A 23923-nucleotide genomic window follows, 5' to 3' on the forward strand; every position below is an offset into this window, starting at 1 on the left:
GTTTATTTGTAAAGGCTGATTAATTGTGATAAAATACCTTTATCTCTAGGATTTGGGGGACTTAAGATGAATTCTATAACTGAAAAAGCCTATGCAAAAATTAATCTTGGCTTAGACGTAATAAGAAAACGTCCTGACGGTTATCATGATGTTAGTATGATTATGCAAACTGTCAATTTACATGATACCATAAGTATTAAGAAAACTAAATTTCAATCAGTAACAGTAAGATCAAATCTATACTATCTTCCCACGGATAGAAGAAATTTGGTATATAAAGCAGTTGAAGTATTTAGGGAACACTATCCTATAAGAAGTGGGCTTAACATTACCTTAAACAAGAGAATACCGGTAGCTGCAGGTTTAGCAGGAGGAAGTGCCGATGCTGCCGCTACATTAAAGGGCTTAAACCGGCTTTTTCAAACAGGTTTATCCTTAGAAGAATTGATGCAACTGGGAATTAAGCTGGGAGCAGATGTTCCCTTTTGCCTTATGATGGGATGTGCCCATTCGGAGGGTATCGGGGAAATACTTCACCCCTTGCCTCCCATACCTGATTGCAAGATTCTTCTTGTAAAACCGGATGTCAGTGTCTCTACAAAACATGTATATGAAAATCTGCGGTTAAATGAAGAAATTAGCCACCCGGACATTTCTTCTATGATAAAAGCCCTAAAAGAAAATAATTTATATGCCTTAATACCTCTTATGGAAAACATCTTAGAAACAGTAACAATAAAAGAACATCCCATTATAGAGGAAATTAAGGGTTTAATGAAAAGTAAAGGGGCCCTTACTGCTTTGATGAGCGGAAGCGGACCTACGGTATATGGAATTTTTGATAATAAACTTAAGGCAAAACAGGCTTATGATTTATTTAAATCCTCTGATTGGGGTTATCAAGTAATATTAACAGAGCCTTACTCCCCAGCTAAATAATATTTTAAAATAAAAAAGGATTGTTTCTAAATGCCCTAATTAACCACTTAGAAACAGTCCTATTTTATTTTATATCCTTCCGATTTACTTATTATTTTCTCTTAAGTTATCCTCTGTTTCATTAATGGAGTCTCTCCATTCTTCCAGTTTGCTTATTGTACGATTCACAGTATCTTTACACAAGCTAGGAAGCTTTCCTCCCCATGCTTTCTCAGCCTGTTCAAAACCTTTCTTAACAGCCTTTATCATAAGATCTGCCTTAGAAGGATCACCACCTGACAAGGCTTTAGCAAATGAAACTAATCTTTCCGAGGTCTGCACGACCCCCCAATACCCATCTTCTGCAATATCCTTCTTAGCCTGTGCCCTTGTCTCATCATCTACCTCAACTTTACCCTCCCTTAGTAGGCTGTAGATATCATTGGCATTAGATAAAGTCTTTCCTTGCTTTAAGAGCATTTTCTCTACTAAATCTTTTAGTTTTTGTGAACTGCTTTTGGCCTCTTCTAAGAGCCGGTCAATGGTAGCCTGATCTTTTTGATATACCTTATTCTCAATTTGTTCCCTTTCATATACTGCTGCCATATCATTTCTTTGTACCGCTTCTTCTTTAACTTTTTTTCCTTCTTTATAGTCGTATTTTATTGTGTTCTTATCATAATTAGTTATCTGCTGTATACTCATTTCCATCCTCCTTATAAGCTGCCACTACTTTTGGCATTTAAACTTTACCTTCCTTGGTAACTAGGAGTAATCCATTAAAAATAGAATTTGTTTCCTATGTTAGGTATATCGGAGGATTCTATTATTTCCTTAATATGATAATTAATATTTTAAAAGATTAACAACTATGTAATTGCATCTACTCGTTTCATAATAATTAGTTTATCACCTTCTTTGATACTATCATCCTCTAAATCATTAATTTCCATGATTGTATCCACAGTGGTGTAATATTTCTTTGCAATATTCCACAAAGTATCATCTTTTTTCACAATATAACCGATAAGTCCGGGCATGGCCTGAAGTTTTTCAATATCAAGGTCAGCAATCTCTAAATCTGTAATAATAGGCTCTATAATTTTATTAAAGACAATAGTATTTAAATTAATAACAGCCTTTACTTCAATTTCTTCTCCGTCTAACATCATAACACTAAGCTGATCAAGATTTGGACGAACTTCAAAACTTCCGTCTTCATCCATTCCCTTAACTTCAATAATTTGTGTAAATGGTATTGCTCCGTTTAAGGAAGAAAGGGGCATGGAATCATCCTCTGATATATAAAGAAGGTTTATATCAATTATTCCTTCCACCTGAAGTCCCTGATCACTTTTTATAATATCATCAATTTTTATGCTTCCTTCAGAATGGCAGATCTGCAAAATATTCGGCTGATTATCTGATACACGGATGCGGTCTGCAATCCTATATTTGCTATTATTTTTTACCACCAAATTCTCATAGACGGCATTTTGAATTACGGGGGTGATTTCTCTAGAAGGACTATATACATCACACAGAATTTCAGGTTCCTGTATATCATATACCTTAATAGCCATCTCCAATATAACTTCTAAGTCAATAACCCTTTCTTCTCCATCAGAATCCGGCTTGATTTCTAGATTTTTATTTAACACCCTGAAGGTTATATCTTCTATCATATCTTCATTACAGCCGTTACAATCAACTGTTCCCCCAAAGGGGATTTCTGTCTCATAATATTCCATTGGACTTTCTTCACTGTCACTGCTATAGAGAATAAATACTGACATTAATCCATTGATTGTGAACTTATCCTCTAAAAGCCTTACTTCCATATTACTTATATGTATATCACTATATAATACAGATACAACATTCCCCTTATTTGTAGGAAGTAGTATCTCATCTTTTATTCTAAAAGTATCCTTTTTATTAATACTTATATCGGTTATTTCAATCTTTTTACTTATGTATTGTACATCTTCAGGTCCTTCAACCATAACTCCGGTTTCATCATCATAAAGCTCCTCAACAGAAACATTAAGCCTTACAATTGATTTTACACTTAATTTCCTTGAATTAATAAGCCCGGTGCTTAAATCTTCTAATTCCCACTTTACAATAGGCTCATCATCTGTGCAGGTATCTTCCATATTAATTACCTCATCAAAGGGAATTTGACCGGTAATATTATGAATAGGTTTTTCATCTTCCTGACTGAAATATAGGATATTAAAATCCAGTTCTCCTTTTACCATAAGTTTACCGTTCATGGCATTAATTTCGTTGATTTTTACCTCTCCCTGCTGGGTAATAATCCGGTCTACATCTGGCTTTATATCTGGAACATTAAAGTCATCGTCCAAGGTAAGCTGCATAGTGCTTTTACATTTTAATTTATTCATATGAATATTCTTTTTTATTAATTCCAAACTTATCCCTCCTTTAATTTGGACATAGGATTACATGCCTCTGAGATATCATATTCATACAAATTAGGATTTATGATTTGGAATATAAAAAAAACCGAAACCATAAGGAACCTTATGGTTTCGGCCTATTTACGCTTAGCTTTGTCTGCACAAAATAAGTTCAACGTCCTTGGTCAAAACATCCGTATAACTGTACGACATAGTCCGTACCGGCATATCTTTACTGCCTTGAGTAGTGACTAAAAAAATACTGGGGTATGTCTCGGATATAATACCTACCGTCTCATCAATTCTGTGTCTACCCCTGTTGATTCTGACTTTTACTTTCTTCCCCGTATGGCTGATTACAGCATTTCGTACCTTATTTACATCCATCTGTTTAATCATATTAACTCCTTCTAATGCTTCTATCTCCATTCAGAGTCCTATGCTGCTATATGGACATATTAAACATTGATTTTATTACATATTTTATGCATCATAAGTATTATAGCATGTAATTTAAGGAATTGTCAAATAATTTTCTGACAATTCCTCTTGCATCAGGGTATTTTACCGATAAATTTGCACAGTAAATTCACTTATTATTGTTAAGATTTATGGTATATTTTAATATGCATAGTATAATCTTCCTACCCTTTTTTAGGAATTTGCACAAAATAGTGTATATAAAACAAGGGTATATCTGTCATTTTAACGAATTATTTTATACTATATCTAGAGTTCTTCCAAGTTATTTATACAAAATATAGTGCCCTTCTACCTTTTCCCACTATAGGTGTTTTGTTCTAATAGATGGAGGCTACTCAAATACAATCTTTTTATCCATATACTCAAGCTTTACCACAATATAAGGATAAGTTACACCCTGTGTTACCAAGTCATCCTGTGAAGGACCAATCAAATTGGTATCTATGTAGATGGCGTTGTCTGTAAGAAAAAGTTCTTCTACAGCAACGCTATATCCTCCACTATTTTGCTTTCCATATCCCACCACAATATACAAATGGTCCTTGTTGGAGTAGTGAAGCCTAAAAGGTTTCTCCTTTTTTTCATCTATAATTTCTTTTAATTCTCCAGGTAAGTCAGCCTCTTCTACTACGGTAAAGTCCAAGTCTCTTATTTTCTTTATTTCTGATTCATCTTTCTCACATCCTAGCAAGCCAAAAACCGTTAAAATTATTAAAAGAAGCCCCAGAAAATTCTTTATAATCTTTTGCCTCTTCATTAATAACCTCCATAATAGTCTTATTTTACTTAAATCTTATGAAGGCTTTGTAAAAAAAATTCATTATCATTACATAACCCTAGCAGTAAGGCCATCTTCTCCTTGATCTATTATTATAGTATCTCCACTAGAAGCCTGGTCACTTAAAATTAGCCTTGCACTTAAGGTTTCTACATTCTTTTGCAGGTACCTCTTTAAGGGTCTTGCACCATAGACAGGATCATATGCTCTTTGAACAATGTAATCTTTGGCCCCCTGGGTTACTTGGATAGTAATATCCCTCTCTTTTAGTCTCTTATTTACATCTGCTATCATTAAATTAATAATATCACTGATATTCTCCTTAGTAAGGGGCTTAAACATAATAATTTCATCCAGCCGATTTATAAATTCAGGCCTAAATGAGGCTCTCAACTCATCCATTACCATGGCTTCACATTCTGAACTGATTTCTCCACTTTCACTGACCCCCTCTAATAAATATCTTGAACCGATATTAGAGGTAAGAATAATAATTGTATTTTTAAAATCAATTGTTCTACCCTGAGAATCTGTAATTCTACCGTCATCTAAAACTTGAAGTAGCACATAAAATACATCCTTATGAGCTTTTTCTACCTCATCAAATAAAATAACTGCATAAGGTCTTCTCCTAACTGCTTCGGTAAGTTGGCCCCCTTCATCATAGCCTACATATCCCGGAGGTGCTCCTATTAGTCTGGCAACAGAATGCTTTTCCATATATTCACTCATATCTATTCTTATCATGTTCTGTTCATTGTCAAACAGACTTTCAGCCAAAGCCTTGGCCAGTTTCGTTTTACCTACTCCGGTAGGGCCTAAGAATAAAAATGAGCCAATAGGTTTATTGGGGTCTTTTATTCCTGCTTTGGAACGAAGTATGGCATCTGATACTTTCAAAACTGCTTCCTCTTGTCCTATGACCCCTTTGTGAAGATAATCCGGTAAATTAAGAGTTTTATTTTTCTCACTTTCTGTAAGCTTTGTTACAGGAATACCGGTCCATCTAGATACTATCCTGGCAATATCCTCTTCACTTACCCTTTCACGAACCATTTGACTTTCCTTACTTTTTAATTTTTCTTCTTCTATTTGAAGTTGCTTATTTAACTGGGGAAGTCGTCCATACTTTAATTCTGCTGCTTTATTTAGATCATAGTCACGCTGGGCCAGTTCGATTTGTTTATTAACTTCTTCCATTTCTTCCCGAAGTTTTTGAACTTTCTTAATAGCTGCTTTCTCATTATCCCATTTAGCCTTTTCAAGGGTAAATGTCTCTTTAAGTTCTACCAGTTCCTTTCTAAGTTCTTCAAGCCGCTCCATACTTAAACGGTCATTTTCCTTCTTAAGGGCCGCTTCTTCAATTTCCATTTGCATAATTCTTCGCTGCATATCATCAAGCTTTGTAGGCATGGAATCTAGTTCTGTCTTAATCAGGGCACAGGCTTCATCTACAAGGTCAATAGCCTTATCGGGAAGGAAGCGGTCTGATATATATCTGTCAGACAAGGTGGCTGCGCTGACCAAAGCCCCGTCGGTAATTTTAACTCCATGAAAGACCTCATAACCTTCCTTTAATCCCCTAAGAATAGATATGGTCTCTTCCACAGTAGGTTCATCAACTAAAACCGGTTGAAACCTTCTTTCCAAGGCTGCATCCTTTTCAATATATTGACGGTATTCGTTAAGGGTAGTTGCTCCGATACAATGAAGTTCTCCCCTGGCTAGCATAGGTTTAAGCATATTACCTGCATCTAAGGCTCCATCGGTTTTTCCTGCTCCTACAATGGTATGAAGCTCATCTATAAATAATATAATCTGTCCTTGGCTCTTTTTTACTTCCTCTAGTACTGCCTTTAGCCTCTCTTCAAATTCCCCCCTATACTTGGCTCCGGCAACTAAAGCTCCCATATCTAATGCAAATATTTTCTTATCTTTTAAGGAATGGGGTACGTCCCCTTTTACAATTCTTTGTGCAAGCCCTTCTACAACTGCTGTTTTGCCTACTCCCGGCTCTCCGATAAGAACGGGATTGTTCTTAGTTTTTCTAGATAATATCCGGATGACATTACGAATCTGGGCATCCCTACCGATAATGGGATCTAACTTTTGTTCCTTGGCCCGGGTAACCAAATCGTATCCGTATTTTTCAAGGGTGTCATAGGTAGCCTCAGGATTATCACTGACCACCTTTTGATTTCCTCTTACACTTCTTAAGGCTGCAAGGAAGGATTCCCTTGTAATGTTAAAGTCAGTAAACAATTCCTTAACTTTCCCTCCGGACTGCTTTAGCATACTAAGAAATAGATGCTCTACCGATACATATAAATCTCCCATATGCTTTGCCTCATCCTCGGCATAGATTAAGACCTTATTTAAGTCACTGCTAATATATAGTTGTCCCCCGGATACCTTTGCCCTTTTATCTAAAAGACCCTTAACCTGGGCTATAAAAACCTTGGTGTTTATCCCCATCTTCTCCAATAACTTTTCTATAAGACTATCATCCAAGGAAATAAGACTATAAAGCAAATGTTCTATATCTATTTCCTGATGCCCATATTCATAAGCTAATTTTTCACAATTTTGTACCGCCAGAATTGAATTTTGTGTAAACTTATTAATATTCATAGTCTCCTCCTTAATTTTTTATTTTAATTATTGACCATTAAATTATATTTTACTACTCTTATGCTTGTTCTATTACAACTATAACACTTATGACACAGGATTTCAAGTTGTTATTGTTATATTATTCATATTTTTAGGGCTTTAAAATAAGTCAAATTCACTGACAAAGAAAAAGGGACATATCAAATGGTATAAAACCATTTGATATGTCCCCGTTATTTATAGATATTTACTATTAGTTTCTTTTAATTTTCACTGATTCCTACTAATTCATAACCGACTTCCTCAATAACTTCTTTAAAAAGACTGTCAGTTATGTCCTTATTAAGCTCCACCATTGCATACTTTCCTTCCAAATCGGCTTTGGCAGATATTACTCCCTCTATTTCTTTTAAAGCCTCCTCAACATGTCTTACACAATGTCCACATGACATTCCTTCAATCATTAATTTCTTTTTCATCTTTATTCCTCCGATAATAATAATATAGTATTGCAAAATAATATCTTTAAACTTCCGGTTTAAATCTCTTTAATCTTAAAGCATTAGTTACCACCGATACTGAGCTTAAACTCATGGCAGCACCGGCTATCATAGGGTTTAACAAGGGACCGCCAAAAATATAAAGGATGCCCATGGCTATAGGTATTCCTATGGTATTATAAGCAAATGCCCAGAATAAATTCTCTTTAATATTGCCAATGGTACTCCTACTTAACTGTATTGCTGTGGGAACATCCATTAAATCACTTCTCATAAGAACAATATCTGCAGATTCCATGGCCACATCGGTACCGGAGCCTATGGCAATACCAATATCCGCTTGAGCTAGGGCCGGGGCATCGTTAATTCCGTCTCCTACCATGGCAACCTTCCTACCCTTAGATTGAAGTTCTTTTACTTTGTCCGCCTTATCCTGGGGCAGTACTTCCGCTAAAACCCTATCAATTCCCACCTGCCTTGCTATGGCTTGGGCTGTTTTTTTATTATCTCCGGTAATCATAGTAACCTCTATCCCCATCCTATGGAGGCTTTCAATAGCTCTTTTACTGGATTCTTTTACAGTATCAGCTACGGCTACAATGCCGGCCAGCTTACCGGATATAGCAATATACATGGGAGTCTTTCCCTCATCTGCTAACTTATCAGATATTTGTTCCCAATTTTCCAGATTAATTTTTCTTTCAGTCATCAGTTTTCGATTACCCAGAAGGACCTGATTTTCATCTATGGTTACTTCTATTCCATGACCCGGTATAGCCATAAAATCAGTAACATTTACTGTATCAATACCCATATCATTAGCAAAGTCAACAATAGCTTCTCCCAAAGGATGCTCCGATCCTTTTTCTGCTGAAGCTGATATTTTTAGAAGTTCTTCCTTGCTGATATTATCTGCGGTAAAAACATCGGTAACCTTTGGTCTTCCTTCTGTAATAGTCCCCGTCTTGTCAAAGACAACTGTATTAATCTTATGAGCAGTTTCTAGGGCTTCACCACTTTTAATAAGCACCCCGTGTTCTGCTCCTTTACCGGTTCCCACCATAATAGCAGTAGGTGTTGCTAGTCCTAAGGCACAAGGACAGGCTATTACCAGTACCGAAATAAAAATGGTTAGGGCAAAGATTACACTTTCTCCTCCTATAATATACCAAGCTAACCCCGCCAGTAAGGCTAAGATTATAACAATGGGAACAAAGTAACCTGATATAATATCTGCCATCTTGGCTATGGGAGCCTTAGATCCTTGAGCCTCCTCAACCAGTTTAATAATTTGTGCCAGGGTAGTGTCTTTTCCCACCCTTGTTGCCCTATACCTAATGCTTCCATTTTTATTAATACTGGCACCTATTACAGTATCTCCCGCATGTTTTTCTACAGGTATACTCTCACCGGTCAGCATAGACTCATCCACGGAGGTAGTACCGCTTATTACTATACCATCTACCGGCAGCTTTTCACCGGGTTTTACTACAATAATATCTCCTACTTCAACCTCATCTATGGCAATATTAAGCTCCCTGTCCTCTCTGATAATGGTGGCTGTCTTAGGGGCTAAACCCATAAGTTTTTTTATAGCTTCTGAGGTTTTACCCTTAGATACAGTCTCAAAATACTTACCAAGGGTTATTAATGTAAGAATAACAGCGGCAGACTCAAAGTACAATTCCATGGCATAAGATCCATCCCCTTGTAATATTTGAACAGTTGCAAATATACCGTATATTACGGCAGCACTGGTGCCTATGGCTATTAAAGAATCCATATTGGGACTACCCTTTAGCAAGGTCTTAAATCCTACCAGATAATACTTATACCCCACTGCAATCACCGGTAAAGTTAGTACTAGCTGTGCTATGGCAAAAGCTGCCGGATTAATCATGGGATCAAGAAATCTAGGTAAAGGAAGTCCTATCATATGGCCCATAGAAATATATAAAAGGGGTACTGTACAAATCAGGGATATTATAAATCTTTGCCATAAGGATTTTTTTGCCTTTAATTTATTATCCCTATCAGAATCCATGGCTGATTCTACATCTTGTGCCTTATAGCCCGCTTTTTTAACGGCATTTTTTATATCAGACAGCCTAATTATTGAAGGCTCATAATTTATGGTTAATCTTTCTGTAGCCAGATTTACTTTTGCCTGGGATATTCCCTCTAACTTACCTACAGCCCTTTCTACGGCTTTGGCACAGGCTGCACAAGTCATTCCTTCTATCTTTAATGTTTTAGCAACAGTCTCCCTTACTGCCTTGTAGCCTGCTTTATCTACGGCATTTTGTATTGTTTCTACATTGATTTTATTCTCGTCATATTCTACGGTCAGCTTTTCTGTAGTCAGGTTTACTTTTGCCTGGGATATTCCCTCTAGCTTACCTACGGCCCGTTCTACGGCCCTGGCACAGGCTGCACAGGTCATGCCTTCTATTTTTAATGTTTTATTTGCCATATTAATTCCTCCTTCCCGGCCTTTTACTTTCCGGTAATTTTAGATAATATATCTATAATTTCATCTATCTTTTCACTACCTTGATTATGCTCAAATGCTTCCTTTACACAATGGTACATATGTTGCTTTAATATTAAAAGATTTGCTTTTTTTAATAAAGCTTGTGCAGCTATAACCTGGTTAGATACATCTACACAGTATCTTTCCTCTTCAATCATATTTATTGCCGCATCAATCTGACCTTTTGCAGTTTTTAATGCAAATACAGCTTTCTTTTTCTCATTATTCATATCTTTAATACAAGGGTCATTTAGAACCTTGTAAACACTCCTTTCTAAAAAGTCAAAGCTTATAATTATATTTTTAATTATCCAAATCTTTTATGTAAATTAAAAATCTATGCTATACCCCTCCCATAGGGGGGTATAGCAATTATACTTCTAAGGTTTATATATGTCAACTATTTTTATATTTATTTTTGCCATAAGGCTTATTTGAATAAATCTAGGCAATTTGTGTAACTATGAAATAATAAAGATAAATAAGGAGGATTACTGCATATGGAATCCAATAAATATACTTGTCCCGTCTGCAAAAGCAAGAATCTTTTTTTAAAGCATGAAGCCAGTTATATTTACTCCTATGTCTTAGATTCCGATGCTCCGGGATTAAAAAACTCTTTAATTTTCTCTCCCTTTTTATACGATAAGAGGGAACAGACATCTTCTAAGGACTATATAGAATGTGAAAAATGTAATACCAGATTACCCATAGATTTGCTATATAAGACCCTAGACAAAAACTTTAGTAATAAAACCGAGAATAAAGCTGATTATATTATTTAATGCAAGATACACCAGTTATAATATATGATTTTAGATTTGCAAAATATCTGACTCTATATTATAATACTTTTTATAATTAACGTATTACAGTGCTCAAGACTCAAAAGAAAAGGAGAATTATATTGAAGAATCATAAAGCAGCCCTAAAGGCTGCTCTTTATCATACCATTCCTGTACTGTCAGGCTATATAGTTCTTGGAACCGCATATGGAATCCTTATGAACAACCAAGGATTTTCTTTATTATGGACCATATTTTCTAGTGTTTTTATTTATGCCGGCTCCATGCAGTTTGTTACTGTTGCCCTATTAGCCTCCGGTTTTGATCTTTTAGGGGCATTTTTAATGGCATTAATGGTAAATGCTCGCCATCTATTTTACGGTATCTCCTTCCTAAAAAAATATAAAAATATGGGACTCATAAAACCATACCTTATTTTTTCCCTGACAGACGAAACTTTTTCCCTACTCTGTAATGTCATTCCCCCGGCAGGTGTCCCTGCAAAATGGTTGTATTTTTACATATCTTTCTTAAATCATTTGTATTGGATAGCAGGATCCATTTTAGGAGGCTTAATCGGGGGCTTACTTCAATTTAAACTCAGAGGCCTAGAGTTTGTATTGACGGCTTTATTTACAGTAATATTTATAGATCAATGGCGAAAGGTAAAAAATCATATCCCCACCCTTATTGGTGTATTTAGTGCCCTTATCTGCCGATTTATTTTTGGTGCCTCTAATTTTATTATTCCTTCAATGATTGTCATTCTTTTGTTATTAACTTTTATAAAGGAGCCTTTAGAAAGGAGCATTCCAAAGTGAATTACACCAGTACCCAGTTGTTCATATTTTTTAGCCTGGTCAGTCTTGCCACCATCCTTACCAGATTTCTTCCCTTTATTTTATTTCCTGAGAATAGAAAGATACCCAAATACATAAAATACCTGTCTGACTTTCTCCCTTATACAATTATAGGTATGCTGCTGGTATACTGTCTTAAAGATATTTCCTTTAGCAGGGCCCCCTATGCTATACCGGAAACAATAAGCCTTGCCCTACTTTGTGCCCTTCATATATGGAAGAAAAACACCTTTTTAAGTATTGGCTGCGGATCTTTACTCTATGTCATATTAATAAATTTTATCTTTGTATAATATGGTTATATTAATCTTAAGCAATAAAAAAACCGGCATTCTAAGATAGGAAGAATACCGGTTTATACTTGTATATAAGCTTTATTTAATTTATAAAATCGAATCTATAGTTAAATCTTTCTCTTTTGATAAATCAATATGGATATCGCCGCAGCGAATCACCGGCCTTGATAGAGCCCGCTTGTTAATCATAATAACCTCTCCTTCACGGCCATCACTTAGCCGTACCGAATTATGAAGATAAGAGTGGATAATCTTCTCTAAGAATACCATAAGATAGCCGGAATCGAACTTTAAAAAGCCGTCATGTTCAAACCTTTCCACCACGTCAAAGGGACATATGGCCTTTCTATATCTTCTGTTACAAGTCATTGCGTCATATACATCAGCTATGGCAACTATCTTAGAATAGTTCTCTATCTCTTCACCGGTTAAGCCATTGGGATATCCGGAACCGTCACACCGTTCATGATGAAGTAGTGCAGAATGTTTAATCCGAACATCTAGATTTAAATCTTTTAAAACATGATATCCCTTAATTGTGTGAAGTTTTGCCTCTTCATATTCCTTTGCAGTAAGTTTTCCTGCTTTTGTAAGTATTTCTTGGGGAATTAGCAGCTTCCCTATATCATGAAATAATCCTGCCAATGTAATTATCTTTGTCTCTTCATTGGACATTTTTAACCAGCCGGCAAAAATATTACATATAAGGGATACATTTAGAGAATGAACATAGGTTAAATCATCATAATCCCGAATACCATGAAGCATCTCCAATATATGTACTCCATTTCGGCCTTCTTTAAGAATCAGGCCTATATCTGTCAAGATACCTTCAATATCTACTTTGCTATCACCGGTTAACATTTTATCAAAAATATCTTTTACCTTTTCGATAAATTCATTATATTTAAGATTAAAATTCTTGAATTCCGGTGTATTTCTAAGGGCTGCTATATAGGTTTCTTCCCTTTGGTCCTCATCTGAAGGATCATTTTTATAGACAAATAATCCATGTACGTTAAAGAAACGTAGCTTGGTAATCATCCTATCATCAAGCTTTGATCCTTTTTTTATAATCAATTGGTCATCATAAGAATATATATCTGCAGCTACTATCATACCGCTTATAGCTTGGTGCGTTCTTATCCTTATTGCTTCCATCTTTCTCACCCCAACTTTATATTAGCTTTAAATAAGATACCTTGTCCTTAAATTTATTACTACAAATCCATAATTATATCATAAACATCATCTACGGTAGTGGCAATATGATCCGCCCCCGCCTCCAATAACTCTTCCTTGCTGCCAAAACCATATAAGACACCTATGGAAGCAATTCCTACTGCCTTAGCTCCTATTATGTCATATTTTCTGTCTCCAACCATAACGACCCTGTCAAGATCGGTTATAGAATTTCGTTCAAGTGCATACCTAATTACAGCTTCTTTATTATCCCTACTACTATCAAAGGAGGCTCCGCAAATATCATCAAAATAATGTTCTAAGTGGAAACTTTCTAATACCTTAACAGCCAACTCTTCCGGTTTTGAAGTAGCCACAATCAGATATTTTCCTGCCTGTTTTAGTCTGGTAAGAAGGCTTTCCATACCATTATAAAGTTCATTTTGATATATTCCTTTCTCACCATAGTACTCCCTATATTTTGCTACAGCAGCCTCTGCTTCCTCATCATTAAATCCATAAAACTCCTTAAATCCATCTCTTATGGGAGGTCCGATATGCTTTGTTAGACTATCTAAATCATCAATATAAATACCCATTGCTTGTAAGGCATATTGTATTGATTTTGTTATTCCCTCCTTAGGGTTGGTAATTGTTCCGTCTAAGTCAATCAAAACGTAGTCCATTGTTCAATCCTTTCCCTTATCTATTCTATAATCTTTTATCCGTCTCTGGTTTTTTAACTTGCTTAATGCTTTTTTCAACTTGTTTTCTTGGGATCATAATCTGGTGTCCACATCCCATGCATCTTAATCTGAAATCCATACCTGTCCGTAAAATTTCCCATTCACTATTTCCACAGGGATGAGGTTTTTTTAACCTTATTATCTCACCGACATTAAGATCCATTCTTATCCCTCCTGTTGAGCATTTATTTCTAACAATAAACTTTGTAACCATAGTATACCATATTACTTAAATTATTAAAATCAATAAATTTATATTGCATTTTATATCCATATATTGTAGTATTGTTATAGGCATTACATGGTTTTTAAAACTACATTACATAGATTTGACTTCCTTAGCCGTATAAAAATAAATTGAATTGCAAAAAATAATATTCACAATTACTAATAATCTAGTGATTTTTAAATAGAAAGGAGCTGGCATAATGAAAAAAAAGATTATTAAAGCAAAAGATCCCGCCAGTGCAGTAACTCATTTTATCGGGACCTTAATGGCAATCTTTGCGGCAACCCCCCTTTTAATAAAGGCTGCTGCTAACCCCGGTTATATCCATATTATTTCCTTGGGGATATTTATTATCAGCATGATATTATTATATCTTGCAAGTACAATATATCATACCCTGAATATTTCGGAAAAAGTCAATAGAAGACTTAGAAAATTTGATCACATGATGATTTATTTATTAATAGCAGGTACCTATACCCCCATATGTACAATTGCCTTAGGCGATACTGTGGGTATTTCACTTCTTATCATAATATGGACTTTGGCTATTATAGGTATAGTAATAACCGGGTTTTTTATTAACTGTCCAAAATGGATTTCCTCTGTGATATATATAGCTATGGGTTGGATTTGTGTCTTGGCATTTACTAAAATTATAAATTCTCTACCTTCTGCTGCCTTTAACTGGCTTTTAGCCGGAGGAATTATTTATACTATCGGAGGGGTTATATATGCCCTAAAACTTCCCCTCTTTAATAAAAGACATAAATATTTTGGTTCCCATGAACTCTTCCATCTTTTTGTTATGGGAGGCAGCTTTTGTCATTTTATTTTAATGTATAGATATATTGCTGCCATGCCTAAATAACAATATCGCCCCTTTTTTCAAGGGGCGAATTGTCATATCTATGTTAAGCAGCCGAATATTTCTGGTAAGGTATCAAGGCAGTAATCTGTTCACACTCAGTAAGAGGTAAAAAGGGATTCGGTTGCGAATAATCAAAGATATGTACCCTATCCCATTTTACTGCCCTACTTTACCGAATTATAAGTTTTACTGTTATCACTATCATTATACTCTCATTTTACTTTATTGTGACTTAAGTAATTAACAATTATTCCTGTCCCTCTAGTCTTTTTAGTAATTCCTCCCGTTGGGTTTCATAACCCGGTTTTCCAAGAAGGGCAAACATATTCCTCTTATAGCTTTCCACTCCGGGCTGATCAAAAGGATTTACCCCAAGCAAATATCCGCTAATACCACAGGCAAATTCAAAGAAATAAAATAATTGTCCCAGGTAATATTCATTCTGCATAGGTAGATTTACTAAAAGATTTGGTACATTACCGTCAGTATGGGCAAGAAGGGTTCCTTTCATGGCACTTTTATTGATAAAATCAACACTCTTTCCTGCCAAATAATTTAAACCGTCTAAGTCTACCTCTTCTTCCTCTATAATAATTTCTGATGAGGAATTTTCAATATTTACTATGGTTTCAAATAATGTACGCTGGCCATCCTGTATAAATTGACCCATGGAATGTAAGTCTGTGGTAAAATCTACGGAAGCAGGATAGATACCTTTTTGATCCTTTCCTTCACTTTCACCGTAAAGTTGCTTCCACCATTCCGATACATAATGAAGGGACGGTTCATAGTTTACCAAGATTTCTATAGTCTTACCTTTTTTAAGAAGGATATTTCTGATTGCAGCATATAAAAGAGAATCATTTTCTTCATATGGGGCTTCTAGACAATGTTTTCTCATGCTGGCGGCACCTTCCATAAGTTTTGCAATATCGGCACCACTTACAGCTATGGGCAGTAGTCCTACCGCTGTAAGTACAGAAAAGCGACCCCCTATATCATCAGGTACAACAAAACTTTCATACCCTTCTGAAGTAGCTAAATTCTTTAGGGCTCCCTTGGACTTATCAGTAGTAGCATAAATTCTTTTTGCCGCCTCCTCTTTTCCATACTTATCTATTAATAACTTTTTGAATATGCGAAAAGCGATGGCCGGTTCTGTGGTAGTACCTGATTTACTGATAACATTAATAGAAAAATCCCTGTCTCCTATTACATCCCTTAGATGATTCATATAGGTACTGCTGATATTATTACCTACAAAGTAAATCTCAGGTGTCTTTCTAATCTCCTTTGATACACTATTATAAAAACTATGTCTCAAAAATTCTATGGCAGCCCTGGCTCCTAAATAGGATCCTCCTATACCTATTACCAATAAAACATCAGAATCTGCCTTAATTTTTTCAGCTGCCTTCTGAATTTTGTTAAATTCATCTTTATCATAATTAATGGGAAGATCTATCCACCCAAGATAATCTGATCCAGGTCCCATACCACTTATAAGCTGTTCTTTTGCCATCTGGACAGCTTTTTTCATCATCTCAACTTCAGTGGGACTTATAAACTTTTTTGCAGCAGAATAATCAAAACTTAGCTTACTTGACATAACTCCCTCTCCTTTTTTTCTTATATATTAGCAAACTAAGTCTTAATAATCAATCATTTATTCTGCTTAATTATGCTTTTATTTTGCTGTGTTCATATATAACCCTTTTATGCAAAGAATTCTCTTAAGACATCTTCTACTACTTTTTCTTCCTCCGGGGACATATTAATAAATATAGGCTTTTTAGCCTCTTCATACTCAGCAGCCACTTCCTCTATACTTTCCCTTATCTGATTTTTTTCTGTTTTTTCATCCTGAAGTCTTCTAAACTCCTCTTCCCTACGTTGCTGGGCCAGCCTTTTTCTCTCTTCAAGTCTTCTTTGCTCTTCCTGCCTTCTAGCTTCTTCTATCTTTTTTTGCTCCTTTTCCCTTTCTAATGCCCTTAGTCTTTTTTCTTCTTCCTTTCTTTTTCTTGCTTCCTTCCTGCGGTTTATTTCCTTGACACTATCGGGATCATAATTAATTTTTTGATCTTTTAAACTTACGGTACTTAAATATTCTTCTCGATACAGTTCAAGCTTTTTTGGATCTTTAGCCTCTTGCTCCAACCTAACCTTACAAAAATTCTCTAGATAATCCAAGAGATTAAGACGAATCATACGCTTTTTAACCGGTAAGTTTATCATTTTATCCACAAATATTAATGCAGCTCCCCCTAAAATACCAACAGCCCCTGTGTATAAAATTACTTTTCTATCAATCTCGAGAAAGACCCCAAAAACCGCACTAATAGGCACTATAAGAAAACTTAATAATAGGACTTGTCCACTAATATTTTCCCATGTGGATAATAATAATCCACAAAATCTATACTTAGTCAGGTTCTTATCCACAAAAGTATCCACATTATTAACAGCTATGTTTAATTTATAGCATGTTTCATACTTCATTCTCATATGCTTTAATAATTTATTCTTAGTTGTACCTAGTTTGTCAGATTCTTTTACCAAATATATGTATACTATATCCAATATAAAACGGAGGATAACCCCCAATCCACAAAGAGCAGCAAAAGCATAGATAATAATATTATTGTAGTATAAATCTTTTATCATAAAAACCCCTCTCTTTTCCATAATTTTACATCCATTATAACTTGAAATGGATATTTTGAAAAGAGAGGGATTAAAAAATCGATAGACACAAAACCATAGGAACCCCTATAAAATGATGCTTTCTAAGTTCATTATAAATCTCATGACAACAAACAACATAATAGCTAATTTTCCGGCTGTAAATCCGGCAGGCTTATATAGGTATCAAGACCGTCATCTGCTATATTAATAGTGTAGCTTTTAGTTTTATAACCTTGTTTAATAAATGTCAAAACATGACTTCCGATTACTTTCTGAAAACTTACCGGTGAGATGCCCTTAAACTCTCCGTTAAGATATACTGATACACCACTGGGATTCTGGATATAAATAAGATGATCCATATCAACTATGCTGTCTATATCAGATTCTCCTTCTATCTCCTCTTCATCAGGCTGAGTTTCTATTACACTGACCGAATCTCTGCTGCTTAACTGGGGAAGGGTAATCTGAATTTTCTTATGGGATTTATCCACCTTCAAAATACCCTGGTAAGTTAAGTAACCTCCTAAAGAAACTTCTATGTTATGCTCTCCGTAAGCCAGCTTAATAGGATTGGCATAGGGAGTAATTTCCCCATCTATAAATAAATCTGCCCCAAAAGGAGTAATTTCAAAGCTTATATGTCCATACTCTATCTCTTCTGGACCAAGGTCCCCTAAGGATACTATTGTTTCTTGATTACGATAAACAGTAATGTTTTTTGTGCCACTATATTCACCATTTTCTACGGTTAAATTATAATTTCCCTCACGGACAGTTATGGTCATATCTTCAGTAATCTCTTGAACAGCTTCGTAACCTACGGTTATACTGCCCCCTAAAAAGGCTTCATAATCCTTTAATTTTACTGTTCCATGTCCCTTGGTTACTATAACCGACCAGATAGTTTTATCTATACCTCGAATGGTCAACTCATCCTGTATGGCCAAATCCTCCATGGTAATGAATTTATCATTATCTATAACAACCGGATTTTCATATGTGTATTTTGCATTAGCTATTTTGATTATTTTATTATCCGGCTCAAGGGTCATATTATTAACCCCTATATACTCCCAGGCCCTAGAAGATGTTTGTAGAGATATCAGCTTCTTATTATGGCTTTCATATGCCACATCAACAATCAAGCCTATTTCAACCTGTCCTATAGCTATGGCTTGTCCGTACTTATCAAGAATGTTTGTAGCTCCCGTATAATTTAAGTTTATCTCAGCTTTTTGATCTATATCATATAGACGAATTATCTTGTCTGTTTTATTAATTTCAAGAATAATTCCGTAGGAATTGCTGTCAGCATTATTATAGGCAGATGATAAATCCTCCTCTGCCTTAATATTTGATGATTTTCTATTATTCTTTTTACTTCCGGACTTTTGACCATTCCCCGCCTCAAAAAAAGCAATTATTATAATAAGTGTAAAGAAGGTCAGACCAATCAAAAGGCTGATGATTGGCCTGATTTTAATTTCCATTTTATTTTTTTTACTCTTCCCATTTGATTCCATAGTAACCTCATAATTATTATCAAAATTTAATGTAGGTTTTTTCTTACTGCTTCTATAATTATAACTTACTAAAGTAATTTAGGCAATCTTCAGCTCCTGCTTAAAGATTAAAGAAGACATGATTATAATATACTCTCTAGCTTTTTTAAAAATATTATCCGCTTGGGATTTTGTTCACCTATGCTGTTAAGCTTTTGGATGTTCCTAGTGGAAATCCATACTTTTTTACCATTAAAATAAAAATTGGTTATCTTCCAGAATTTTTCTGGATATAATAAAAGTAAATATAAAATCTCTAACTCGTCTTTTGATATGGGCCGTATCCGGTCGTAGATTTCAATAATATTATAGCCATATAAAATATCCCAATCATTTTTCTCCATAACTTTTCGTATAAACTGATATAAATCGTAAATTTGAATCCCCACATGGGCTTTCTCAAAATTAGTGGTTGCCATCCCCTTACTCCATTCGGAGGATAAATCTGCTACTGACAGTGAAAGACCGGATTTTGATGGACTTTCATATTTATTCTTAAGCATCATAATATTATGATAGTTATAATTCCCGTGGCAAACTAATCTTTGCCTTATAGCTTCTTCTAAAACCTTATTATAATTTGATTTTGCCAGTTTTTCTACTGCCTCTTGGCCCTGCTCATGGAATTCATCATAATAATTTAAGTATAGGATTTCAAACTGATTTCTTTGCCGTTTATCCCATATATATCCTTTAACACGTTTCAACTCCCTGTTACGCTTTTCAAAGGTTTCCTTAAGATTACCGGTAATATTATACTCCAATTGTTCCTTGGTAAACTCCACTCCCTTTAAAATGCTATGTAGCTTTGCCAGGTTAGCGGATGCCATTTCTATCTGTGACAACTCCTTTAGGTTGCATTCCTCGCCCCAAAACCAGTTTTTTACTATGTACTGGCATCCGGTTTGATCCTCAGCTATAATGTCATCCTCTATTGTTTTAACATATAAATCTGTATTATAGTATCCATGGATAAAAAGATGTTCTTTTAGATTATGTTCAAATAGAGCACGGTTTCTCGAACCTTCAAAGCATTTAAAAAGCTTTAATCCACAATCAGTTTCTAGCAAGTAGGCACCCCTTGCCCTATATATATTGCATACCTTAAAAGGATATTTCTTTAACACCTCTTGGTACCTATCTTCCACAGCAATCCACCCCCAATAATTGATAATATCCGTCTACTAATATTATGATATGTCTTAGGAAATCATGAATAAAAGAAAGAGTTTCTTAATGTAATCTGTAAAAGCTTGCTTTTAAGAGTAAAAAAAAGAGCCTGTTCAAATGATACAAATTAAATATCATTTGAAGCAGGCTCATAGCTGCTAAGAAATTTCTGTTATCAATTATCCTTCCAAGACCTGGCAAGGTCAATCAAGGATTCTTTATGGTTAAGAGAAGGATCTGCAATTACCGTTTCTAATAATCTGTTTAATATAATCCCCATGGATTTGCCCGGCTTAAAGCCTGCTTCTATTAAATCCTTGCCGCTTACCTTTAAATCCCTAAGGCTGACACACTCATTTTTTTCTATAATTTCCTTATACAGGGCTTTTGCTTCCTCTAGCTTTTTAAATTTATCCTTATTAGTCTCCGGATTTTTTCCGCAGGTATCGGCATAATTTACTTCAAATAATAAATCCATATATTCTTTTCCGATTTTAGCTGCAGCCTTTCGCATCCCTTTAGGTGTCAGATCAAAACGATAATCATGCCATTTAACCAAATGAACAACTGCATTTAAGGTATCGTTGTCAAATTTAAGCTCTTTTAAGATACGTTTGGCAGTTGCCGCACCTTTTTCTTGGTGCCCGTAAAAATGATTTTGACCATCTTTTCCTAAAGTAATGGTACTTGGTTTTTCAATATCATGAAGTAGCATTGTCCAGCGAAGGATAGTTCTTTCTCTGGCTGAAAATCGGTTTTCACTAACACTACCGGCAACCGCACTTACAGCCTTTATGGTGTGTTCTCCTACAGAATAAGCATGATGGATATTTTTTTGGGGAGTTGTCATCATCCGGTCAAATTCAGGAAGAATAACCTTGCTAATACCCAGCTCATATAATAACCTAAGCCGGTCCGGATTATCTGAAACTAGGAGCTTGGTAAGTTCCATACGAATTCTTTCGGCACTGATATTTTTTAATAAGCCGGCTTTCTCCTTTATAGCTAACTTTGTAGCTTCTTCTATTTGAAAATCCAACTGTGCTGAAAATCTAACTGCCCGCAATATCCTTAAGGCATCTTCATCAAATCTTTCCATGGGATTTCCCACACAGCGAATCAAACGGTTTTTTAAATCTTTAACTCCGCCAAATAAGTCTACTATCCCTAATTGGGGATTGTAAGCCATGGCATTAATTGTAAAATCCCTCCGCTTTAAATCTTCCTCTAAGCTGGATGTAAAGGAAACTTCCTTTGGCCGCCGATTATCCTCATATATACCATCAAGACGATAAGTAGTAACCTCATAATGATCTTTATCTAAAAGAACAGTAACCGTTCCATGTTCTATCCCTGTATCTACAGTTCTTTTAAAGACCTTCTTTACCTCAAAGGGTTTAGCTGATGTTGTAATATCCCAATCTTCAGGATTTTTTCCAAGTATCATATCACGGACACAGCCCCCGACAGCGTAGGCTTCAAAGCCATGGTCAACTAAAGTATCAATTATATATTGGACTTTTTCGGGAATCTGAAATTCCATGAGGACCTCCTAATAATTTAGCTTATTTAACCCATTATAACAAAGGGCTTTATATAAGACAAGGCAGCTTTTAGTAAGCTTTTCCCCAATAAGCCATAACCTTTGCAGGCTTTCCACAGCAGACGCAGTGATCGTCAAGATGTTCTTGTTCAAAAGGCATACAACGGGAAGTGGCTCCGGTTTTTTCCTTAATCTCTGTTTCGCAAGCTTCATCCATACACCACATAGCCTTAATAAAACCGGGTTTCTCATTAATAATATGTTCAAACTCCTCCATGTTTTTAGCAACATAAGTATGAGCATCCCTATGGGCCCTAGCTCTTTCTAACATATCAGACTGCATCTTATCAAGTATTTCTGCTACTTTTCCTTCTATTTCATCCAAAGATACAAAAATCTTTTCTCTGATATCTCTTCTTACGATAACAGCCTGATTGTTTTTAATATCCTTAGGACCAATCTCAATTCTAATAGGAATTCCACGCATTTCTTGTTCACTAAATTTCCATCCGGGAGTTTTATCAGAATCATCAACTTTAACTTTAAAATCTTTTAATCTATCTTTTAATTCAAATGCTTTTTCTAGTACTCCTTCTTTGGTCTGATTAATAGGAATAATCATAGCCTGAATAGGTGCAATCTTAGGAGGAAGGACTAAGCCGCTGTTATCTCCATGGACCATAATCACTGCACCGATAATTCTGGTGGTCATACCCCAAGAGGTCTGATATACATATTGTAGCTTGTTATTTTTATCTGTATATTGAATATCAAAAGCTTTAGCAAATCCGTCACCAAAGTCATGGCTGGTAGCAGACTGTAATGCCTTACCGTCATGCATTAAAGCCTCGATGGTGTAGGTAGCTTCTGCTCCCGCAAACTTCTCCTTATCAGACTTTTTACCCTTAATCATAGGAATAGCCAGGACATTTTCACAAAAATCAGCATAGACATTAAGCATCTGTATGGTTCTTTCATTAGCCTCTTCTTTAGTAGCATGGGCCGTATGTCCCTCCTGCCATAAAAATTCTACAGATCTAAGGAAAGGTCTGGTGGTTTTTTCCCATCTTACTACAGAGCACCACTGATTATATAACTTGGGTAAATCCCTATAAGATTGAATAATATTTGAATAAAAATCGCAAAATAGGGTTTCTGATGTAGGGCGAACACATAATCTTTCCTGAAGTTTCTCATTACCACCATGGGTAACCCAGGCCACCTCAGGGGCAAAGCCCTCAACATGATCTTTTTCTTTTTCTAGTAAACTCTCCGGAATAAACATAGGCATATAGACATTTTCTACTCCGGTTGCTTTAAATTTATTATCCAGATGTTTTTGAATGTTTTCCCAAATAGCATAACCATAGGGACGAATTATCATACAGCCCCTGATACTGGAATAATCAATTAGCTCCGCTTTTATTACCACATCTGTATACCACTTTGCAAAATCTTCTTCCATTGAAGTAATTGCCTCTACTAATTTCTTTTCCTTTGCCATAACTATCTCTCCTTCAAATTTGTTACTTTCCGATTTTTAGAAAGTTAAAGTTAACAAATAAAAAAAGCCCTTCATCCCATAAGGGACCGAAAGACTCGGCGGTACCACCCTAATTAGCATATATACTACTTTGTATATATGCTCTCTTTATACCGTTAACGCCGGTTCTACGTTGTACTTGGGGAGTTAATCCTTTCATACAAGGCTCCAAGGGCCGGTTCAAAAACCACTGCATA

At 35.5% G+C, this 23923-nt stretch carries 22 protein-coding genes and 1 other annotated feature (1 of these 23 only partly in view); of the genes, 5 read left to right on the plus strand and 17 right to left on the minus strand.

The window, feature by feature from the left end; translation table 11 throughout:
• Positions 1 to 66: 66 nt before the first annotated feature.
• Positions 67 to 939 carry a 4-(cytidine 5'-diphospho)-2-C-methyl-D-erythritol kinase gene (gene ispE, locus SD1D_RS11625; RefSeq protein WP_058259064.1) on the plus strand — a complete coding sequence of 291 codons (873 nt, stop codon included), beginning with the start codon at positions 67 to 69 and terminating at the stop codon, positions 937 to 939.
• 84 nt (positions 940 to 1023) lie between these two features.
• On the opposite strand, the gene SD1D_RS11630 is transcribed toward ispE, so the two are convergent.
• The 8 genes from SD1D_RS11630 to SD1D_RS11665 form a co-directional block, all read right to left on the minus strand.
• Positions 1024 to 1623 (minus strand): hypothetical protein, encoded by a 600-nt coding sequence (locus SD1D_RS11630; RefSeq protein ID WP_058259065.1) that lies wholly within the window; start codon positions 1621 to 1623, stop codon positions 1024 to 1026.
• 164 nt (positions 1624 to 1787) lie between these two features.
• A complete protein-coding gene (locus SD1D_RS11635; protein ID WP_058259066.1) occupies positions 1788 to 3356 on the minus strand; it encodes a DUF3794 and LysM peptidoglycan-binding domain-containing protein in 1569 nt (522 codons plus the stop codon).
• A 135-nt stretch (positions 3357 to 3491) separates the two neighbouring features.
• Positions 3492 to 3743, minus strand: coding sequence for a Veg family protein (locus tag SD1D_RS11640; RefSeq protein WP_058259067.1), 252 nt, complete (start codon positions 3741 to 3743; stop codon positions 3492 to 3494).
• Positions 3744 to 4158: 415 nt separating this feature from the next.
• Positions 4159 to 4584 carry a protease complex subunit PrcB family protein gene (locus tag SD1D_RS11645; RefSeq protein ID WP_058259068.1) on the minus strand — a complete coding sequence of 142 codons (426 nt, stop codon included), beginning with the start codon at positions 4582 to 4584 and terminating at the stop codon, positions 4159 to 4161.
• Positions 4585 to 4653: 69 nt separating this feature from the next.
• The gene (gene clpB, locus SD1D_RS11650) at positions 4654 to 7236 is read right to left on the minus strand and encodes an ATP-dependent chaperone ClpB (RefSeq protein ID WP_058259069.1); all 2583 of its coding nucleotides are present in this window, start codon (positions 7234 to 7236) and stop codon (positions 4654 to 4656) included.
• A 245-nt stretch (positions 7237 to 7481) separates the two neighbouring features.
• Complete coding sequence (locus tag SD1D_RS11655) at positions 7482 to 7697, minus strand: heavy-metal-associated domain-containing protein (protein ID WP_058259070.1); 216 nt, start codon at positions 7695 to 7697, stop codon at positions 7482 to 7484.
• A 46-nt stretch (positions 7698 to 7743) separates the two neighbouring features.
• Entirely contained in the window at positions 7744 to 10191 is a 2448-nt protein-coding gene (locus tag SD1D_RS11660) for a heavy metal translocating P-type ATPase (protein WP_058259071.1), read from the minus strand.
• 23 nt (positions 10192 to 10214) lie between these two features.
• Positions 10215 to 10481, minus strand: coding sequence for a metal-sensing transcriptional repressor (locus SD1D_RS11665; protein WP_058259072.1), 267 nt, complete (start codon positions 10479 to 10481; stop codon positions 10215 to 10217).
• Between the two features lie 270 nt (positions 10482 to 10751).
• Between SD1D_RS11665 and SD1D_RS11670 the strand changes: the two genes are divergently transcribed.
• From SD1D_RS11670 to SD1D_RS11680, 3 genes are all read left to right on the plus strand, one after another.
• Complete coding sequence (locus tag SD1D_RS11670) at positions 10752 to 11036, plus strand: hypothetical protein (RefSeq protein WP_058259073.1); 285 nt, start codon at positions 10752 to 10754, stop codon at positions 11034 to 11036.
• Positions 11037 to 11158: 122 nt separating this feature from the next.
• Positions 11159 to 11857: an AzlC family ABC transporter permease gene (locus SD1D_RS11675; RefSeq protein ID WP_058259074.1), complete on the plus strand. Its 699-nt coding sequence runs from the start codon at positions 11159 to 11161 to the stop codon at positions 11855 to 11857.
• On the plus strand, positions 11854 to 12189 hold the full coding sequence (locus SD1D_RS11680; protein WP_058259075.1) for a branched-chain amino acid transporter permease: 336 nt from the start codon (positions 11854 to 11856) through the stop codon (positions 12187 to 12189). Before SD1D_RS11675 ends, SD1D_RS11680 begins: the two co-directional genes overlap by 4 nt.
• A gap of 90 nt (positions 12190 to 12279) precedes the next feature.
• Here the strand turns inward: SD1D_RS11680 and SD1D_RS11685 are convergent, their stop codons facing one another.
• The 3 genes from SD1D_RS11685 to SD1D_RS11695 are packed head-to-tail and all read right to left on the minus strand — an operon-like array spanning position 12280 to position 14283.
• Complete coding sequence (locus SD1D_RS11685; RefSeq protein WP_058259076.1) at positions 12280 to 13353, minus strand: HD-GYP domain-containing protein; 1074 nt, start codon at positions 13351 to 13353, stop codon at positions 12280 to 12282.
• Between the two features lie 59 nt (positions 13354 to 13412).
• Positions 13413 to 14060 carry an HAD family hydrolase gene (locus SD1D_RS11690; RefSeq protein ID WP_058259077.1) on the minus strand — a complete coding sequence of 216 codons (648 nt, stop codon included), beginning with the start codon at positions 14058 to 14060 and terminating at the stop codon, positions 13413 to 13415.
• Between the two features lie 25 nt (positions 14061 to 14085).
• Positions 14086 to 14283, minus strand: a complete 198-nt coding sequence (locus SD1D_RS11695; protein ID WP_058259078.1) for a DUF951 domain-containing protein — start codon at positions 14281 to 14283, stop codon at positions 14086 to 14088.
• A 265-nt stretch (positions 14284 to 14548) separates the two neighbouring features.
• On the opposite strand from SD1D_RS11695, the gene trhA reads away from it, so the two are divergent.
• On the plus strand, positions 14549 to 15220 hold the full coding sequence (trhA, locus tag SD1D_RS11700; protein WP_058259079.1) for a PAQR family membrane homeostasis protein TrhA: 672 nt from the start codon (positions 14549 to 14551) through the stop codon (positions 15218 to 15220).
• Between the two features lie 247 nt (positions 15221 to 15467).
• Here the strand turns inward: trhA and SD1D_RS11705 are convergent, their stop codons facing one another.
• The 6 genes from SD1D_RS11705 to proS all read right to left on the minus strand — a co-directional run bounded on the left by SD1D_RS11705 (position 15468) and on the right by proS (position 23687).
• Entirely contained in the window at positions 15468 to 16829 is a 1362-nt protein-coding gene (locus SD1D_RS11705) for a glucose-6-phosphate isomerase (protein ID WP_058259080.1), read from the minus strand.
• A 107-nt stretch (positions 16830 to 16936) separates the two neighbouring features.
• Positions 16937 to 17884: a hypothetical protein gene (locus tag SD1D_RS11710; protein ID WP_162287271.1), complete on the minus strand. Its 948-nt coding sequence runs from the start codon at positions 17882 to 17884 to the stop codon at positions 16937 to 16939.
• A gap of 164 nt (positions 17885 to 18048) precedes the next feature.
• Positions 18049 to 19431 (minus strand): PEGA domain-containing protein, encoded by a 1383-nt coding sequence (locus SD1D_RS11715; protein ID WP_058259082.1) that lies wholly within the window; start codon positions 19429 to 19431, stop codon positions 18049 to 18051.
• Positions 19432 to 19553: 122 nt separating this feature from the next.
• Positions 19554 to 20618, minus strand: coding sequence for a protein kinase family protein (locus SD1D_RS11720; protein ID WP_058259083.1), 1065 nt, complete (start codon positions 20616 to 20618; stop codon positions 19554 to 19556).
• Between the two features lie 197 nt (positions 20619 to 20815).
• On the minus strand, positions 20816 to 22183 hold the full coding sequence (locus tag SD1D_RS11725) for a CCA tRNA nucleotidyltransferase (RefSeq protein WP_058259084.1): 1368 nt from the start codon (positions 22181 to 22183) through the stop codon (positions 20816 to 20818).
• Positions 22184 to 22253: 70 nt separating this feature from the next.
• Positions 22254 to 23687 (minus strand): proline--tRNA ligase, encoded by a 1434-nt coding sequence (proS, locus tag SD1D_RS11730; protein WP_058259085.1) that lies wholly within the window; start codon positions 23685 to 23687, stop codon positions 22254 to 22256.
• Between the two features lie 78 nt (positions 23688 to 23765).
• Positions 23766 to 23923: a binding site (T-box leader), on the minus strand (it continues 70 nt past the right edge of the window).

This window comes from Herbinix luporum (genome assembly GCF_900070325.1).
Lineage (GTDB): Bacteria > Bacillota > Clostridia > Lachnospirales > Lachnospiraceae > Mobilitalea > Mobilitalea luporum.

What these genes read in the sequence shown, in the direction of transcription:
- ispE (WP_058259064.1), top strand. Translation starts at nt 67, where the DNA reads ATGAATTCTATAACTGAAAAAGCCTATGCAAAAATTAATCTTGGCTTA.
- SD1D_RS11630 (WP_058259065.1), bottom strand. Translation starts at nt 1,623, where the DNA reads ATGAGTATACAGCAGATAACTAATTATGATAAGAACACAATAAAATAC.
- SD1D_RS11640 (WP_058259067.1), bottom strand. Translation starts at nt 3,743, where the DNA reads ATGATTAAACAGATGGATGTAAATAAGGTACGAAATGCTGTAATCAGC.
- SD1D_RS11645 (WP_058259068.1), bottom strand. Translation starts at nt 4,584, where the DNA reads ATGAAGAGGCAAAAGATTATAAAGAATTTTCTGGGGCTTCTTTTAATA.
- clpB (WP_058259069.1), bottom strand. Translation starts at nt 7,236, where the DNA reads ATGAATATTAATAAGTTTACACAAAATTCAATTCTGGCGGTACAAAAT.
- SD1D_RS11655 (WP_058259070.1), bottom strand. Translation starts at nt 7,697, where the DNA reads ATGAAAAAGAAATTAATGATTGAAGGAATGTCATGTGGACATTGTGTA.
- SD1D_RS11660 (WP_058259071.1), bottom strand. Translation starts at nt 10,191, where the DNA reads ATGGCAAATAAAACATTAAAAATAGAAGGCATGACCTGTGCAGCCTGT.
- SD1D_RS11665 (WP_058259072.1), bottom strand. Translation starts at nt 10,481, where the DNA reads ATGAATAATGAGAAAAAGAAAGCTGTATTTGCATTAAAAACTGCAAAA.
- SD1D_RS11670 (WP_058259073.1), top strand. Translation starts at nt 10,752, where the DNA reads ATGGAATCCAATAAATATACTTGTCCCGTCTGCAAAAGCAAGAATCTT.
- SD1D_RS11685 (WP_058259076.1), bottom strand. Translation starts at nt 13,353, where the DNA reads ATGGAAGCAATAAGGATAAGAACGCACCAAGCTATAAGCGGTATGATA.
- SD1D_RS11690 (WP_058259077.1), bottom strand. Translation starts at nt 14,060, where the DNA reads ATGGACTACGTTTTGATTGACTTAGACGGAACAATTACCAACCCTAAG.
- SD1D_RS11695 (WP_058259078.1), bottom strand. Translation starts at nt 14,283, where the DNA reads ATGGATCTTAATGTCGGTGAGATAATAAGGTTAAAAAAACCTCATCCC.
- trhA (WP_058259079.1), top strand. Translation starts at nt 14,549, where the DNA reads ATGAAAAAAAAGATTATTAAAGCAAAAGATCCCGCCAGTGCAGTAACT.
- SD1D_RS11705 (WP_058259080.1), bottom strand. Translation starts at nt 16,829, where the DNA reads ATGTCAAGTAAGCTAAGTTTTGATTATTCTGCTGCAAAAAAGTTTATA.
- SD1D_RS11710 (WP_162287271.1), bottom strand. Translation starts at nt 17,884, where the DNA reads ATGATAAAAGATTTATACTACAATAATATTATTATCTATGCTTTTGCT.
- SD1D_RS11715 (WP_058259082.1), bottom strand. Translation starts at nt 19,431, where the DNA reads ATGGAATCAAATGGGAAGAGTAAAAAAAATAAAATGGAAATTAAAATC.
- SD1D_RS11725 (WP_058259084.1), bottom strand. Translation starts at nt 22,183, where the DNA reads ATGGAATTTCAGATTCCCGAAAAAGTCCAATATATAATTGATACTTTA.
- proS (WP_058259085.1), bottom strand. Translation starts at nt 23,687, where the DNA reads ATGGCAAAGGAAAAGAAATTAGTAGAGGCAATTACTTCAATGGAAGAA.